Genomic DNA, 16797 nt, shown 5'->3' with positions numbered 1-16797 from the left:
GTAATGCTCGATCGGTTGCCAATCGATCACCTGCTCCAGTTTCAACAAAGGAAAACGGTCGATGTGTTTGGCAATCATGGCTTGTGCGGTTTGCTGAAAGAAGGTGCTCATGAAAAATCCCCTAAATATCTTGGTAATGAATTTAAGGGATTTGAGGGAATTTTGCAAAGGTCTCTGGCTGTCTGAAAACTTTCAAACAGACATTTTTTATCATTCTGATTATAGTAAACCAATTTAAGAAAAAATACACATACCTATACTCGGTTCAAGCCCAAGTATAACCGATACTGTTACAATGTAAGTGGTTTAACTATCGTAAAAATTTCACCACAATTTCTTAACTATTTAAAATCTACCGAATACAAACCTATAAAACAACAACACAAAGTAGATTAATTTAAATCTACTTTGTGTTGTTTTATATATCTGAAAAACACCTAACCCAAAATAAAATCTACTTAATTATCTTTCGGCTCTGTGATTGGAACAATAGCAGGTGCAGTTACTTGAACAGAATCATCAATCTTATTCTGCTCCTTCTGCTCCGAAGATTGTTTATTACCTGTCGCACTTTCCTGAACAACCGCGGATTGGGAATGCTCAGCCTGAGGTGAGACAGCTGTTACCGGTTGCTGAACTTTAGGCAAACTCGCATCAGATACAGACCTTGGTTGACCAACCGGCTGAGTAACATTTTGAGTGTCAACAGGAGCTTCTTTTTGCGCTTTAGATGAAACGAATCCACTGATAACAAAAATAAGAGCCAGTAATACAATTAAAAATATACCTAAAAGCAACATCGTAAAAATAGCATATTTTCCATAAAGCCATTTACGCCATCCCTGATAACGGCCTAACTCCGATCTTAACTGTTGCTCTAGTTCTGCACGAATCTGTTTACGAAGTTGCTTTTCCTCTTCCTGCTTCTCACGCAGCAATTTATAGGCAATTTCGTGTTTTTTACGATGTTCAAACGCGACACGCTCCTGCCATTCAATACGTTTACGCTGAATTTGCTGCTCAGATGTTGTATTTAACTGCAAACCACACGTCGGGCATTCCTTAACATCAGGATTTTCCAATATAGAATAGCATACAGGGCACTGCGGAATAGGATCTGTTAACGCTTCCGAATCATTTACGGAGCTTCCATCATCAGCCAACTCAAGAGAGAGCCTGATAATGACATCCAACCCTAAATAGGTAAAATAATGCTGGGCATTTTCCCGTTCTTCGTTAGTGCAACGTTCCGCGATAATTGCCTGTTTTTGCTCCGCAAGTGCATTGATAATATCATTTGCCTCTTCTTCTGAAAGGTTATCGCGAAGGCATTCATTAACGCGCTCAGGATCGTCCCCGGGAGGGTAAGAAACATATACGTCGTAAAATTTTTGTTGGTTAATCATTACGTTTCCGTGGCAAGTGTGCTTTGCAATCTAAAGCAGATAACATACTTCTTTAACTGTTAATATTAATAGTTAGATTATCAAATCCTCTTAATCAGTCTGGGTTATCATATTCCAAATGAAATTATCTGTCTCACGGCCGAATATAAAAGGTAGAAAAAAATGGATTGATGGTATATCGCTCAGCCATTCAAATCATTTTACAATAAGCTATTAATTTTAATTCATTTTTTAATGAACTTGATTTAAAACTCAAACAAAAACCATTCTAAGCTTAAAAAATTTAATATTTAGACAAAAAAAAGCTTAAAAACTACCAAACATATAGATAGAAAATTTCATTTAAATCAAATAAATACAAAATCAAAATTTATACAGAAAATGATGAGCCACAACCACAGGTTGTAGTCGCATTCGGATTACGAATCACAAATTGAGAACCTTGTAGGCTTTCAGTGTAGTCAATTTCTGCGCCTACCAAGTATTGGTAACTCATCGGATCAATTAAGAAAGTAAGACCATCTTTCTCAATTGTGAAATCATCATCATTTGTGATTTCATCAAAAGTAAAACCATACTGAAATCCTGAGCAACCGCCGCCATTAACAAACACCCGGAGTTTCAAATCAGGGTTATTTTCTTCTGCAATCAGATCTGCAACTTTAGCGCAGCAGCTCTCAGTAAAGATAATCGGAGTTTCCTCAGACATTTTTGATATCCTTCTTAATATATGGTGTATGTAATATTTTCGCGTAAATAAGCCTATTACGCAATATTGGGAAGATAGATTATTTTTTCAAGAGTTACAAATGCCTGCCTGAAATTTTTTCAGACAGGTTGCCAAAACAACTAAAACTCTTACAATATTTACACCAACACGGGCATTTCGAACCTTTATTAAATATTAAAGGATATCGCAGACAACTTTAGAAAAGCGTTAAATGGTTCTCCCAAACCATTCCACCCTGCCGATAATAGCAACATCATCAACCATATTTTGCAGGTGAATCTCAAAAGTAGGATAAGCATCATTGGCAGAAATCACCCGCACAATATTTCCAGGCATCAATTGCAACCGCTTAACCAATAAATTTTCATTAATACGCAAAACATATAGGCCGTCACGTGGCATCGTGTGACTATGATTTACTAAGATGGTATCTCCATCATTTAACACACCCTCCATTGAATCGCCTTTTACCGAAATCACTGAAAGCTGTTTTACATCTCTTGTAATATAATTTTCCAACCAATAGCGTCGAAATGCCATTGTAAAACAAGGAGTTTCATCATCAACAAAGCGTCCGTGCCCTGCTGCGGCTTCTATATCATAACGCGGCACAAACACAAACTCTTCAACGTTTACCGTATTCCCTAAAGTATCCAATACAACCACTCCCGAACCGGATACTGCAGAAGGAAAAGGTTCTCCTTCTCCGGTAAGCAGCCAATCAATGCTACATCCTTTCAGCTCTTTGATTTTTTTTAAAGTTTCTGCTTTAGGCAACCCTTCTTCATTCCAAATCCGGCTAAAACCGGCAATGGTCATTCCAATATCTTTGGCAATTTTTGCCTGCTTGGCTTCATCTTTCCACAAAAAAACCAGGCGGTCTTTAAAGCTATTCATAGTTTTCCTTACTGAATTGTGTCGCATTTTCACACACAGCTTAATTTGATTATATTTTACTTGAAAGCCAACAAAAAAGTAAGATTATTTTAAATAAAATTTCAATAAAAAAGATTGCAAACTAAAATTTAAATTAGTAATATAGAAAAAAAACTGAGAAATTAAGCAAAAAAAACTAAGATAAATCTTAGAAAGGAGTTTGACAAAATGAAATTAGGAAAATGGTTATTATGCAGCCTGGCTTTAGTTACACTAACGATTTTGCCTGTGATGAATTCAGAAGCTTTTTCTCCTTCAAACCTACAAAACGATACAAATTGCCATGCGCTTTCTCTGGCTCCTCTAACCAACCTGAATAATGCGCAAAAGCAAACAGCTCTACATTGCGATATCCGCGAGGCTGATCAGGCTTGGTATGGGCAATACGGTAATATGCACAACCACGATTTTGCTTACGGTATAATTTATGACCCTTTAAGTTTGGATAATTAGATTTCCAGCTTCAGCTTTTGTATGAAACGATGGATTATGCTCAATCAAGCAATGATGAAAACCGTCTCCACGATACTGCGGGCAAGCACTTTTATCCTTTAACAAATTTGTTCATTACTTCCCAAACACAACAATGCCTGTCTGAAACAGATTTTCAGACAGGCATTGAATATGCAAAATCTTACTTGATTTAAGGCAACAACGGTGCAGCCTGCAATCCTGCATCTTCTGCAAAACCAAACATAATATTTAAATTTTGCACAGCTTGTCCGGTGGCACCTTTAACCAAATTATCCTGAACACTCATCAGAATCCATACGTCGCTTTCAGGTGCGCGCTGAACACTAATACGGCAGATATTTGCCCCGCGCACGCTACGCGTTTCAGGCGTTGAGCCATATGGCATCACATCGACAAATTTGCTGTTGCTATAAAAATCGCTCAGCAACTGATGCGGGTTAAGGTTTTCTTGCAGATGCACATAAATTGTGGCATGCATACCCCGTATCATCGGCGTAAGGTGTGGCACAAATACAAAATGCTCCGCTACACCACCTTGCAATTGATTAATAGTTTGTTTTATTTCCGGAAGGTGGCGGTGCCCTGCCACACCATAAGCTTTAAAATTATCGCCCGCTTCGCACAACAAGGTGCCCACCGACGCTCCTCTACCTGCGCCGGAAACACCTGACTTACAATCTGCAATCAAAGGCTTTCCTATCTGCAATGCCTCAGCTTTAAGCAAAGGCAAAAGCGGTAAAGACACACAGGTGGGATAGCAACCCGGCACGGCAATCAGGCGCGCTTTCCGAATAGTTTCATGATTCATTTCACACAAACCATAAACTGCTTCTTTTAAAATATCCGTGCTGCTGTGCGTATGTTTATACCACTTCTCCCAAGCAGGTACATCCTGCAAACGGAAATCGGCAGATAAATCAATCACGCGCACACCTTTTTCTAAAAGTGCCGGCGCTTCTTTCATGGCGACACCGTGCGGCGTCGCAAAAAATACCGCATCACATTGAGTCAAATCTGCTTCAGCGGGCGCTTGAAATACCAAATCATAAACACCACGCAAACTCGGAAAATAATCTGCAATATGCACACCCGCTTCTCCGCGGCTGGTAATCACAGAAACTTCTACATGCGGATGAGATGCCAAAAGGCGCAAAAGCTCCACACCTGTATAGCCGGTTGCGCCAACGATGCCGATTTTAATTTTTTGAGATACCGCCATTTTTCTTCCTTTATTATTTGATTTTACTTTTATCCGTTCCAAAACTTAAATTCATCAAACTGAAAATCAGCTTAATATTAAACAATGCCTGTCTGAAACCTCATAACCGGTTAAGCAGGAAATTCAATGTATACGCTATCAATTTATACAGGCAGTTAGTCGGTCGAGTAATCAATCGCGCCAACTTTCAATCCACCTACCAGCCAATCGTAACAAACAGCCATTATATAGAATGTTTCCGTATCCAACACCGGTCGACACAATCAGCCTGATGCCTGTCTGAAAATTTCGATTTCAGACAGGCATTACAACCGCAAATCCGCTAAAATAAAACCTTTCCCACCCCAGGCAGAAGCTCATGCAGACCATTCCGCTTCATACCCAAATCGCCGTTATCGGTGCCGGCCCTGTCGGCGTATTGTGCGCCCTGCTTTTGGCTCGCCAAGGCAAACAAGTGCTGCTTATCGAGGCCCGCCCGGCCAACGCCAACATTCAAGACCGCCGCACTTTGGCCCTTTCATTCAACAGCATTCAAGCATTTACCGAAGCGGGCATTATCTGGCCTGAAAACGAATCAACGCCAATCACAAACGTGCATATATCCCAGCAGCACCATTTCGGGCGGACGCTGCTGCGAGCCGCCGACATGAATACGCCTTATCTCGGAAAAACTTGCGATTATTCAGCATTGATGCACGCCTGCGAAGCCGCCCTAAACCAGCCGAACCTAAACGTTTTATGGGATACGCGCCTGCAAAACATCCATACCCTCGACTACTTCGCCGAATTGCAAATCGAACATCAAAAGGAAACCCACACCCTCACAGCCGATTGGGTTATCTTGGCCGAAGGCGGCATGCTGGCCGAAACTTTACCCGGCATCCGGCGCCACAGCCACAACTACCAACAAAGCGCCTTGGTAACCACACTTGAATTCGAGCAGCCCCAAAACGGCACGGCCTACGAGCGGTTTGCCGACACAGGCCCCTTCGCCCTATTGCCTTACCGAGATGCTTACCGTTTGGTTTGGACACGCTCGCCCGAAGATGCCCAAAAGCTTAAAGATGCCGCGTTTAACGATTTTGCAGCCGAGTTTGAACAAACGTTCGGCAACCGCCTCGGCAAATTGCGCTCACGCGGAGAAACCGCCGTATTTCCGCTGCATCTCAAACAGCTTAATAAAGTTTATAGTGGTCGCGTTATCTGCATCGGCAACGCCGCCCAAACCATGCACCCCGTGGCTGCGCAGGGTCTGAATCTCGGTGTGCGTGATGCTATTGCCCTGGCAAAACAATTTGCCGAACCCATGAGCCTGAAAAACAGCAAACTGGCGCAACAATACGCAGCCGGTAGGCGGGTTGACGCGCATGCCATAGTCGGATTTACCCATAGCTTAGTTACTTTGTTCGACCACACGAACACGCTCTTGCAACTCGGCCGCGGCGGCGTAATGAGTATGCTCGACGGCATTCCCGCTTTGCGCAAAAAATTTACCGAACATTTGATTTTCGGTTTGTAGGCCTGTCTGAAAACAAAAGTCGGCCGGAATTAAAACCTAATCGATTTACTGCTGTTTATCTGCTTAAACTTTTTTGGCGGTGCTTTGATTGTATGGCTTGGCAAATACAAAAGCGGCAACGGCCGGTTATTTTTTATGATTACTGTCGATTCTGTTTACCCTGTTTTCTCTAGAAAACCGACAAACAACCGCAAAAATCATCAAAATCCATCAGAGAACCATATGAAAATAGAAAACCACACCCCCGATAACCTCTTTACCCCCATCGGCCCATACAGCCATTTCAGCAAAGCCGGCAATTTTATCCAGATATCCGGCACTCCCGGCGTTAACCCGCATACCGGAGAAATGGCCGGCAGCGATGCTTACAGCCAGGCCAAACAGATTCTGCTCAATTTCCAAACCATGCTCAACAGCATTAACTTAGATTTAAGCCATATCCTGCATATCCACGTATTTTTAAAAAACGTTGACGATTTTGCCGAAATGAACCGGGCATATAGCGAACTGTTCTGCAACCATCTGCCTGCGCGCACCGTTATCTGCGTTGCAGACCTGCCTAAAAAAGGCGCTCTGATGACCATGAACGCTACTGCCGTCGAACCCTCCTGAAAGCTTTTTATGAATGCTTCCCCACTTTACGATGCCGTGATTATCGGCGGCGGCCTAGTTGGTGCTGCGGCAGCCGTAGCACTTAAAAAACAAGGCAAACATATTGCGCTGTTGGAATTACGCTTGCCTGAAAGCAACCCTGCCAAGCTGCAAAACGGCTGGGATGCGCGCATTTATGCCATCAGCCCGGCCAACCGCCAATTCCTGCAATCTTTAAACGCCTGGCCGGATGAAAGCCGCGTTCAGGCCGTGAAGCGGATGGACGTGCGCGGCGACAACGGCGGCAAAATCGAATTCAATGCCGACGCTATTCATGCCGACCGCCTGACCAGCATTATTGAAAACCGCTGGCTGCTGGCCGCCTTATGGCAGCAAATCAATGCCTTGGATATTCCCGTGATCAACGAAGCTGCGGCAGAATTGCACACCGACATTCATGAGGCCTGTCTGAAACTGGCCAACGGCAGCACCATCAAAACCAAGCTGGTTATCGGCGCGGATGGCGCCGAATCATGGGTGCGCCTTCAGACAGGCATCAAGGTGCAGGAAGATGCCTACGGCCATCACGGCGTGGTGTCCAATTTCCACACCGAAATCCACCACCGAGGCACCGCATTTCAATGGTTCAAAAACGGCGAAGTGCTGGCTTACCTGCCTCTGCCCGGCAACGCCGTCTCAATCGTTTGGAGTACAGCCGAGCCGGAAAAATTAACCACGCTCGAGCCGGAAGCCTTGGCCGCTGCGGTTACCGCTCAAGGCGAAAGCGTGTTGGGCAAGCTCTCACCGCTATCCCCCGCTTTTGCTTTTCCACTGGTATTGCTCCGCCCCGAAACCACCGTGTCCCAACGCGTTTTACTAATGGGTGACGCGGCACATACCATCCACCCGCTGGCCGGACAAGGCGTTAACCTCGGCTTCGGCGATGTGATTGAGTTTGCCCGCCTCGCAGAGAAGGCCGCAGACCCCGGCGCCTACCAGTTGCTCAAACAATACGCTCAAAACCGCCTCGAACCCGTGCGCACCATGCAGCTTAGCTGCGACGGCCTCTTCAAACTGTTTGGTAACGAAACCCTGCCCGGTCTGCCCTGGCTGAGAAACAGCGGGCTGAATTTGGTGAACCATATGGATTGGGTAAAAAACCAGCTTATCCGCCATGCAATGGGTTTATGAATCATGTAAAGCTATGCCTGTCTGAAAATGATTGGGATACGCAATGGCACATTGTTATCCGCTATTGTCAAAACATTAAACCAAAGCGCATCTTTAATTTTCAGACAGGCATTTTGTTGCCCGGCCCCTTTACCGTACAATATTCAAATCACACACCAGCAAGGAGCATTCATGCAAAGCCAACTCCCATTTTTCGGCGTTGTGCGCGTCAGCGGCGAAGAGCGCGCCGTTTTCCTCCACAACCAGCTCTCCAACCATATCGAAGGCCTGTCTGAAAACCAGGCCTGTTATGCCACGTACAACACACCCAAAGGCCGCGTGATTGCCAACATGCTCGTTATCAACCGCGGTGAAGACATCCTGTTGCTGATGGCTGCCGATCTGGTGGAAAAAACCGTCAAACGCCTGCGTATGTATGTATTGCGCGCCAAAGTCGTGTTTGAAACCCTGCCCGATTTCGCCGTAGCTGCCGAACTGGCTGACAGTGCCGCGCCCCGGCCTGCTACCGAACCTCAGCTTGCTTTCAATGCGGCCACTGAAAACGGAATCAGCCGCATCAGCCTGCCGCATAGCGGCGTCATGCTGGTTGGCAAAGCCGATTCATTGCCGGCTTACGACGCCGCAGCCGAAAACGCTTGGAACCTGCATGAAATCCAAAGCGGCTACCCCTGGATCAGCGAAGCCACCACCGAAACCTGCGTGGCGCAGGTGCTTAATCAACATATCATCGGCGGCGTCCACTTCAAAAAAGGCTGCTACCCCGGCCAAGAAATCATCGCGCGCGCGCAATACCGCGGGCAAGTAAAACGCGGCTTGGCTATTTTGTCTGCCAATGTGCCGGAAACAGCAGGCATCGGCGTGCTGCAAGAAGGAGAGGATACGGGCATCATCATCAACACCGCTCACACAGGGCAAGGCAGCCTGAACCTAGCCGTTATCAAACACGGCGCGGCAGGAAAAGTGCTCTCTGATGCCAATGGCAATTCTTTGCAACAAACGCACCTGTTTTTTGAAACGGAAGCAAATTAGGGGCATTCACCATTAAACATTGCGGCTTAAAGCCGGCAAAACCATACCATGATACAAATGAGAAGGCGGTTTCAATCGGCCGCCACCACGCGGAAAATCCTCAACCTGTGGCCGCCGCTTTTGTTCAGCGGCATCCACATCACTGAATTGTCGGATGATTTCCGCCACATCAAAAGCCGCCTGCGCGATTGGCCGAGCACGCGCAACTTGCACGGCGCCCAGTTCGGCGGCAGCCTGTTTGCGCTCACAGATGCCGTGTATGCCGTGATGTTCAACGGATTAATCGGCAACAAATATTTTGTGTGGGACAAATCCGCGCATATCGATTTCATCAAACCCGGCCGCGGCGAAGTGTATATCGACTGCACCATCACCGATGAAATGCTGGCCGATGTGTACGAACACACCAAAAACGGTGAAAAATACCTGCCTGAATATGAGGTGCGCATTTTTGATAAAAACGGCGACACCGTTGCCATCGCCAAACGCACCTTGTATATCCGGCTAAAGCCGCCTTTCCGCCCTAGAGCAGAATCAAAATAGCCTGCATAAAACAATGCCTGTCTGAAATATTTTTCAGACAGGCATTGCCTTTTTTAAATCAAAGCGAACTGATTACCGCATTCGCCCCTGCCGCCACCGCCAACCGGTATAAAACTTCCTGCGGCATACCGTTGTGCCACAAGCCGGAAATATTGGCCAACACAGGCAGATGGCTCAAGCCGCGCACACGCGCTACCGCATCCACATCCAAGCGGTGCGGATAGTCCGGTTCAAAACTAAGCGTACCGGCTTCTCCCAAAATAATCTGATGATTACCTTTGAGCGCCACCCGCTCGGCGGCAACCAGCCATTCATTGTAAAGATGATGTTTGTCTTTGCAGAGCACCAAAGGCGTGTTCAACCTGCCCACTTCATCCTGCAACATGCGGTTGGCCATCAGCTCGCCACCCAAATAAAGAATATCCGCCTCGTGCGCCAAAGCCGCTTCAATCTGGCGCACATCGCGAATGCGCACCAACACAGGCAGCCCTTTTTCATGGCAGCTTTGCAGCGCCTCGCGCATGAGTGCAATCTGCTCTTTTTCATTAAAACGCACAGTATCCGCATAAGGTGTGTCCGGCACGGAAAACGGGTCGACATACACGGCATCCACACTTTTCTGCACCTTTGGCTCCGTAGTGATATTGAGCACTTTCTCCCCACCGAATGCCACGCCGCGAACAGAAATCACGCTGTCTTCCGCCTGCGTTTCGCGGCTGATGATGCGCCAGTCGTTCAGCACCCTGATAGCGCGCTCCACCTGCGGCAGCCGCTCCAATTCATTCGGCTGAAACACCCGCTCGTCGCCCACCGCGCCGATAATCGTGCGCTCCTCGCCTTCCGACACATGCTCCACCAACCCGCGCGAGCGGATAAACGCCACCACTTCCGCCACCGACTGCGGCAAAGCATGTTTCTGCATCACAATAATCATAAATCTTCTCCGAAAGCCCTTGGGCGCATGTTAGCAATTTTTTAAACAATCCGCCATTTTTCAGACAGGCATTTGTTATATACTTACCGCTTCGTCATCAAACCCGATATTCAATGATTTCCCGCCTAAAATCAGGCAAATTCTGGCTCAAACTGCTCGCATTCGGCAGCATGGTTTTATCCATCACCGTGGCAGGTCTGTATATCGCGCTCCATCAAGCGGTGTTCAGCCCCGAGCGTTTGCATAAGGCGGGAGCAGACGCATTGGCAGGCACCGGCCGAACCCTGCGTTTCGACAAAAACATCAACCGCACCTGGTTTCCCCGCCCCACCGTAACCCTCAACAACGTTACCCTGTCCGGCACCGGCAACAACGTACAAAACGTACACCTGGGCCAAATGCACATCGGACTTGCCTGGTCGTCGTTAATAGGCAGCCCCACCATTGAAAAATGGGTCATCAAAGGCGCCGACATTACTCTGGAGCAAAACAACGAAGGCAAATGGAACCTGCAAGACCTTTGGCAAAATCCAAAAAAATCCGATCTCAACATCAACCGCCTGATTATCGAAAACGCGCGGCTGCACATCCTTACCCAAGCCAAGCAGCACAATTTTTCAGATATCAACCTCAAACTTACGCGCGAAAGCAACCAAAGCCACAGTTTTACCACCAGCGGCAAAGCCGATAATGCCTATCTGAACAACCTGCGCTGGGAGAGCAGCGGCACGGCATTTGCCAACCCAAACGGCTGGCGCCTGCCCGATTTACGCATCGCCTTTTTCGCCGAATACCGCAACAACCCGGTCAACCTCGCCGCAGCAGGCAATGCGCAATGGCACAACCGCGCCCTCAGCCTCAACAAAATCACCGCCAATCTGCACAGCCCGCTTTACCAAACCCACATCAGCGCATCCATTCCCGCAGCAGAGTGGAAAAACGGCCGTTTTCAAGCTGCCGGCATCAACAGCATCATCAATGCCCGCCGCTACGAAACCGAATGGAACGGCGCGTTCAACATCAATAATCTCAACTTCTCGCCCACACAAATCAGCGCGGCACGTGCCACCTTAAATGCCGGCGGCAAAACCCACGGTAAAGCCGCCACATTCAATATCAGCTCACCCGTTTCCTGGCAAGCCTCGAGCGGCTGGCAGCTGCCTGATTTAAAAATCACCACACGCCAAGACCAAACACAGGCCGACGGCGGCCCGCGCTTTATCAGCAACCTGTCCGGCAGCTTAACCGGCAGCCCGGAAGGCAACTGGCAGCTGTTTCTAAGCGGCCTCTTTGACCGCCAGCGCACCAGCCTGAAAGCCGCCTACACCCAAGAAACCCGTACAATCCAAGCCGAAGCAGGCCTAAACAAACTGGCTTTCGCCCCTTACATGAAAGAGCTGCAAAACGAAAGCCGCTTCAGCTACCCGCGCTTCCTTACCGGCCCCAACCGCATACAAATCAATACCCTGCTGCTGCTTGACAACCTTCAGCTGCCCAACCTCGAAGTCAACCGCATCAAAACCCGCCTGCAAGCCGACAGCAGCAAAATCGCCCTCACAGACTTCAGCGCCGAGCTTTACGGCGGCACTACCACGGGCAGCCTCCATATCGAAAATAAAGATACCCTTTCCTATCATCTCCAACAGCAAACCAAAGGCATCCAAGTGCTGCCGCTGATGCGCGACCTACTGCGCTACAACAGCCTGGCCGGCACCGGCGACGTAGCCTTTGATTTCACCACCAAAGGCAACAACCGCCGCGAGCTTACCCAAAATCTCAACGGCAAACTCAACCTCAAACTGCAAAAAGGCGCCTGGATCGGCATCGACATCAACAACATCCTCAAACAAGCCGCGCTCGGCCAAACCAATAGCGAAAACAAAAGCACACCATTCAACAGCTTTACCCTCAACAGCCTGATACAAAACGGTGTCGGCAGCCACCAAAACGCCGAGCTGATTACCGACCGCTTATACATTCTCAGCAGCGGCAGCCTAGATTTAAGCAAGTTACTGATGAATGAAAACATGCTTATCAGCACCACCAACAGCGAAACCACCCAAATCCCGCTCAATATCAGCGGCCCGGTCGATAATCCGTCTGTAACCCTAAATTACAGCGGCCTTACCCGCGGTTTGAATACACCCCAAGAAAAACAAAAAGCCCTCGCCGACACCTTGCGCGAACAATTCAATATACTAAGCAAGCCCTAAAATGCAGCAACGCAATGCCTGTCTGAAAAACTTTCAGACAGGCATTGCCGTATATAGCCGAACCATAAAAAATCACTCTCTGCATATAGTCAATCAATTTAAAAAATACACGTCATGCTCGGGCTTGACCCGAGCATCTTCTCATGACCTCTATGAGATGCTCGGGTCAAGCCCGAGCATGACGGGTGTGCTGATTTTTAGGTTTATTTGCCACAACCATGTATGACTGCCAAAAGTGAACAAGCTTATCCAATCCCTTTTGCTGTTAAAATAACGTCCTATCCCAACAACCCAAGCTGCCCGAATTTTTTCCGGCAGCTAAAGCTATTTTCATTTACACATTATGAACTACCCCATTCCCGCCCCCGCCCAAAAATCCCGCTGGCTCGAGCTTTCCCGCGGCAGCCTGCCGTTTTTCCTTACCCGATGCCTGCCTGAAAAGCCCGTTAAAATCATCCTCACGCAAGATGTTGAACAAGCCCTGCGCCTGCAAACCGCGTGGCAGTTTTTCCGCCCGCAGGATAAGGCCGTGTTTTTGCCCGACTGGGAAACGCTGCCCTACGAACGCTTTTCGCCGCATCACGATTTGGTATCTGAAAGGCTTTCCGCGCTGTGGCAGATTAAGCAGGGGGCGGCGGATGCGGTGTTCGTGCCGGTAGCCACCGCCATGCAGAAACTCGCGCCGGTGTCGTTTTTGATGGGGCGCACGTTTTGGCTGAAAACCGGCCAGACTTTGGATATAGCCGCGTTGCGGCAAAACTTAGTGGAAGCCGGTTACAGCCATGTTTCCAACGTGATTGCCGCCGGCGAATTCGCCCTGCGCGGCGGCATTTTGGATATTTTCCCCAGCGGCAGCGACGCGCCCTACCGCTTGGATATGTTCGGCGACGAAATCGACAGCATCAAAACCTTCGACCCCGACACCCAGCGCACCATCGCGCCCGTTTCCGAAATCCGCCTGCTGCCCGCACACGAATTTCCCACCGACGACGACGCGCAAAAAATCTTCCGCAGTCGTTTCCGCGAAGAAATCAACGGCGACTACAACGCCGCTACCGTTTATAAAGCCGTGAGCAACGGCCATTTCGGCGCGGGCGTGGAATATTATCTGCCGCTGTTTTTTGAAAACGAATTGGCCACGCTGTTCGACTACATCGGCGAAGAGGCACTGGTGGTGTGCATCGGCGACGTACACGCCGAGGCCTCGCGCTTTTGGAGCGATGTCAAATCGCGCTTTGCGATGGCGCAGGGCGACGAAACCTACCCGCCTTTGCATCCACAGCATTTGTATCTCAGCGAAGACCAGTTTGCAGGCCGTCTGAAACCTTACGGCCAAATCCTGCCCGACTTTAACGGCAAGCAGCACGCGCTGCCCGACGTGGCCGTGAACCGCCAATCCGAAACCCCGCTCGCCGCGCTGCAAAGTTTTCAGACAGGCTTTAACGGCAGGGTGTTGTTGTGTGCCGAAAGCGCGGGCCGCCGCGAAACCATGCTCGGCTTTATGCAGCAGCACGGCCTGAAAGCGCAAAGTGTGGACGGCTGGCAGGCGTTTTTGGACAGCGACGCGCCGTTGTGCATTACCGTAACGCAGTTGGCGTACGGGTTTCAGTTGCCGTCTGAAAACGCCGGCCGTGTTCCTGAATCGACTCAAACCGTAGGTCGGATGCTCGAATCCGACACCCGCACACCCCAAACCTTGCCCCATTTTTCAGACGGCCTCGCCGTCATCACCGAATCCGACCTCTACCAATACGTCGCCCGCAGCCGCACCTCGCGCCGCAAAAAACACGCCCAAGTTTCAGACGGCCTCTTGCGCGACTTGGCCGAAATCAACATCGGCGACCCCGTGGTACACGAAGAACACGGCATCGGCCGCTATATGGGCTTGGTCAACATGGATTTGGGCGACGGCGACAGCGAAATGATGCTGCTCGAATACGCCGGCGAAGCGCAGCTTTACGTGCCCGTGTCCAACCTGCACCTCATCAGCCGCTACTCCGGCCACGCACATGAAAACGTGCAACTGCACAAACTCGGCACCGCCGCATGGAGCAAAGCCAAGCGCAAAGCCGCCGAAAAAGCGCGCGACACCGCCGCCGAACTGCTCAACCTCTACGCCCAACGCGCCGCACAGGAAGGCTTTAAATTCCCATTCAACGAGTCGGACTACCAAGCCTTTGCAGACGGCTTCGGCTACGAAGAAACCGAAGACCAAGCCGCCGCCATCGCCGCCGTGCTCCAAGACCTCACCCAAGGCAAACCGATGGACAGGCTCGTGTGCGGCGATGTCGGCTTCGGCAAAACCGAAGTCGCCCTGCGCGCCGCCTTCGTAGCCGTGATGGGCGGCAAACAAGTGGCCGTACTCGCCCCTACCACGCTGTTGGTCGAACAGCACGCACAAAATTTCAGCGACCGCTTCGCCGATTTTCCCGTTAAAGTCGCCCAACTTTCCCGCTTCAACAGCAGCAAAGAAACCAAAGCCACACTCGCAGGCATGGCCGACGGCACGGTCGATATCGTTATCGGCACACACAAGCTCGTCCAAGACGACATCCAATTCAAAAACTTAGGCTTAGTCATCATCGACGAAGAACACCGCTTCGGCGTGCGCCAAAAAGAGCAGCTCAAACGCCTGCGCGCCAACGTCGACATCCTCAACCTCACCGCCACCCCCATTCCGCGCACCCTCAGCATGGCGCTCGAAGGCTTGCGCGATTTCTCGCTCATCACCACCGCCCCCAGCCGCCGCCTCGCCGTCAAAACCTTCGTCAAACCCTTCAGCGAAGCCAGCGTGCGCGAAGCCGTGTTGCGCGAACTCAAACGCGGCGGGCAAGTATTCTTTTTACACAACGAAGTCGAAACCATCGAAAACATGCGCGAACGCCTCGAAACCCTGCTGCCCGAAGCCCGCATCGGCGTAGCGCACGGCCAATTGCGCGAGCGCGAACTCGAACAAGTGATGCGCGACTTTTTGCAGCAACGCTTTAACGTGCTGCTCTGCTCAACCATCATCGAAACCGGCATCGACATCCCCAACGCCAACACCATCATCATCAACCGCGCCGATAAATTCGGCCTCGCCCAACTGCACCAACTGCGCGGGCGCGTCGGCCGCAGCCACCACCAAGCCTACGCCTACCTGCTGATTCCGGAATACATCACCAAAGATGCCGAAAAACGCCTCGATGCCATCTCCGCCGCCGACGAACTCGGCGCAGGCTTCACCCTGGCCATGCAGGATTTGGAAATCCGCGGCGCCGGCGAAATTCTCGGAGAAGGCCAAAGCGGCGAAATGATGCAAATCGGCTTCACCCTCTACACCGAAATGCTCAAACAAGCCGTGCGCGACCTCAAAAAAGGCCGCCAGCCCGACCTCGACGCACCGCTGGGCGTTACCACCGAAATCAAACTGCACAGCCCCGCGCTCTTGCCCGAAAGCTACTGCCCCGACATCCACGAACGCCTCGTTTTATACAAACGCCTCGCTACCTGCGAAAACGAAGCCCAAATCAACAGCGTCCACGAAGAACTCGTCGACCGCTTCGGCCTGCCCGAGCAACCCGTCAAAACCCTGATCGAAAGCCACCGCATCCGCCTGATCGCCAAAGAAATGGGCATAGACGCGATCGACGCCACCGCCGAGGCCGTTACCCTCACCTTCGGCAAACACCACAACATCGACCCCTCGCAGATTATCCTGCTGATGCAAAGCAACAAAAACTACCGCATGGCCGGCGCAGACAAATTGCGCGTAAGCGCGGTGATGGAAGATGTGGCAACGAGGATTCAAACGGTGAAAGCGGTTTTGAAGAAGTTGGAGGAGAAGTAAATAGGCTGAGACCTTTGCAAAATTCCCCCCCAATCCCCTAAATTCCCTACCAAGACATTTAGGGGATTTTTCATGAGCACCTTCTTTCAGCAAACCGCACAAGCCATGATTGCCAAACACATCGACCGTTTTCCTTTGTTGAAACTGGAGCAGGTGATCGATTGGCAACCGATCGAGCATTAC

13 protein-coding genes and 2 pseudogenes are annotated in these 16797 nt (G+C 49.7%); 9 read left to right on the top strand and 6 right to left on the bottom strand.

Features of this window, described 5'->3' with window-relative positions:
* The 4 genes and pseudogenes from AKG09_RS11965 to AKG09_RS11135 form a co-directional block, all read right to left on the bottom strand.
* Nucleotides 1–111 (bottom strand): annotated as a pseudogene (locus AKG09_RS11965) (IS5/IS1182 family transposase); the annotation flags it as partial.
* Nucleotides 112–458: 347 nt separating this feature from the next.
* On the bottom strand, nucleotides 459–1406 hold the full coding sequence (locus tag AKG09_RS11145; RefSeq protein ID WP_197272153.1) for a hypothetical protein: 948 nt from the start codon (nucleotides 1404–1406) through the stop codon (nucleotides 459–461).
* A gap of 370 nt (nucleotides 1407–1776) precedes the next feature.
* Nucleotides 1777–2115 (bottom strand): iron-sulfur cluster insertion protein ErpA, encoded by a 339-nt coding sequence (gene erpA / locus AKG09_RS11140; RefSeq protein ID WP_054619516.1) that lies wholly within the window; start codon nucleotides 2113–2115, stop codon nucleotides 1777–1779.
* Between the two features lie 228 nt (nucleotides 2116–2343).
* Nucleotides 2344–3033, bottom strand: a complete 690-nt coding sequence (locus AKG09_RS11135; protein ID WP_054619515.1) for a helix-turn-helix transcriptional regulator — start codon at nucleotides 3031–3033, stop codon at nucleotides 2344–2346.
* 207 nt (nucleotides 3034–3240) lie between these two features.
* On the opposite strand from AKG09_RS11135, the gene AKG09_RS11130 reads away from it, so the two are divergent.
* Nucleotides 3241–3525 carry a hypothetical protein gene (locus AKG09_RS11130; RefSeq protein ID WP_054619514.1) on the top strand — a complete coding sequence of 95 codons (285 nt, stop codon included), beginning with the start codon at nucleotides 3241–3243 and terminating at the stop codon, nucleotides 3523–3525.
* Between the two features lie 190 nt (nucleotides 3526–3715).
* Here AKG09_RS11130 and argC read toward each other — a convergent pair whose 3' ends face one another.
* Nucleotides 3716–4765 carry an N-acetyl-gamma-glutamyl-phosphate reductase gene (gene argC / locus AKG09_RS11125; RefSeq protein ID WP_054619513.1) on the bottom strand — a complete coding sequence of 350 codons (1050 nt, stop codon included), beginning with the start codon at nucleotides 4763–4765 and terminating at the stop codon, nucleotides 3716–3718.
* A 358-nt stretch (nucleotides 4766–5123) separates the two neighbouring features.
* Here argC and AKG09_RS11120 point away from each other — a divergent pair, with 358 nt between their 5' ends.
* The 5 genes from AKG09_RS11120 (at nucleotide 5124) to AKG09_RS11100 (ending at nucleotide 9638) form a co-directional block, all read left to right on the top strand.
* A complete protein-coding gene (locus tag AKG09_RS11120; protein WP_054619512.1) occupies nucleotides 5124–6284 on the top strand; it encodes an FAD-dependent monooxygenase in 1161 nt (386 codons plus the stop codon).
* A gap of 222 nt (nucleotides 6285–6506) precedes the next feature.
* Nucleotides 6507–6896, top strand: coding sequence for a RidA family protein (locus tag AKG09_RS11115; RefSeq protein WP_082392022.1), 390 nt, complete (start codon nucleotides 6507–6509; stop codon nucleotides 6894–6896).
* Nucleotides 6897–6905: 9 nt separating this feature from the next.
* A complete protein-coding gene (locus AKG09_RS11110; protein WP_054619511.1) occupies nucleotides 6906–8066 on the top strand; it encodes an FAD-dependent monooxygenase in 1161 nt (386 codons plus the stop codon).
* A 171-nt stretch (nucleotides 8067–8237) separates the two neighbouring features.
* Nucleotides 8238–9095, top strand: coding sequence for a folate-binding protein YgfZ (locus tag AKG09_RS11105; RefSeq protein WP_054619510.1), 858 nt, complete (start codon nucleotides 8238–8240; stop codon nucleotides 9093–9095).
* A 57-nt stretch (nucleotides 9096–9152) separates the two neighbouring features.
* A complete protein-coding gene (locus tag AKG09_RS11100) occupies nucleotides 9153–9638 on the top strand; it encodes a PaaI family thioesterase (RefSeq protein ID WP_231623937.1) in 486 nt (161 codons plus the stop codon).
* 58 nt (nucleotides 9639–9696) lie between these two features.
* On the opposite strand, the gene AKG09_RS11095 is transcribed toward AKG09_RS11100, so the two are convergent.
* Nucleotides 9697–10572, bottom strand: a complete 876-nt coding sequence (locus tag AKG09_RS11095; RefSeq protein ID WP_054619508.1) for a chorismate mutase — start codon at nucleotides 10570–10572, stop codon at nucleotides 9697–9699.
* A gap of 113 nt (nucleotides 10573–10685) precedes the next feature.
* Between AKG09_RS11095 and AKG09_RS11090 the strand changes: the two genes are divergently transcribed.
* From AKG09_RS11090 to AKG09_RS11960, 3 genes and pseudogenes are all read left to right on the top strand, one after another.
* A complete protein-coding gene (locus AKG09_RS11090) occupies nucleotides 10686–12785 on the top strand; it encodes an AsmA family protein (protein ID WP_054619507.1) in 2100 nt (699 codons plus the stop codon).
* Nucleotides 12786–13128: 343 nt separating this feature from the next.
* A complete protein-coding gene (gene mfd / locus AKG09_RS11085) occupies nucleotides 13129–16614 on the top strand; it encodes a transcription-repair coupling factor (RefSeq protein WP_054619506.1) in 3486 nt (1161 codons plus the stop codon).
* Between the two features lie 72 nt (nucleotides 16615–16686).
* A pseudogene (locus AKG09_RS11960) lies at nucleotides 16687–16797 on the top strand (IS5/IS1182 family transposase); the annotation flags it as partial.

This window comes from Neisseria sp. 83E34 (genome assembly GCF_001308015.1).
GTDB lineage: Bacteria > Pseudomonadota > Gammaproteobacteria > Burkholderiales > Neisseriaceae > Neisseria.
Note: the sequence above shows the minus strand (reverse complement) of the source record. Positions and strands in the feature narration are given on the sequence as shown.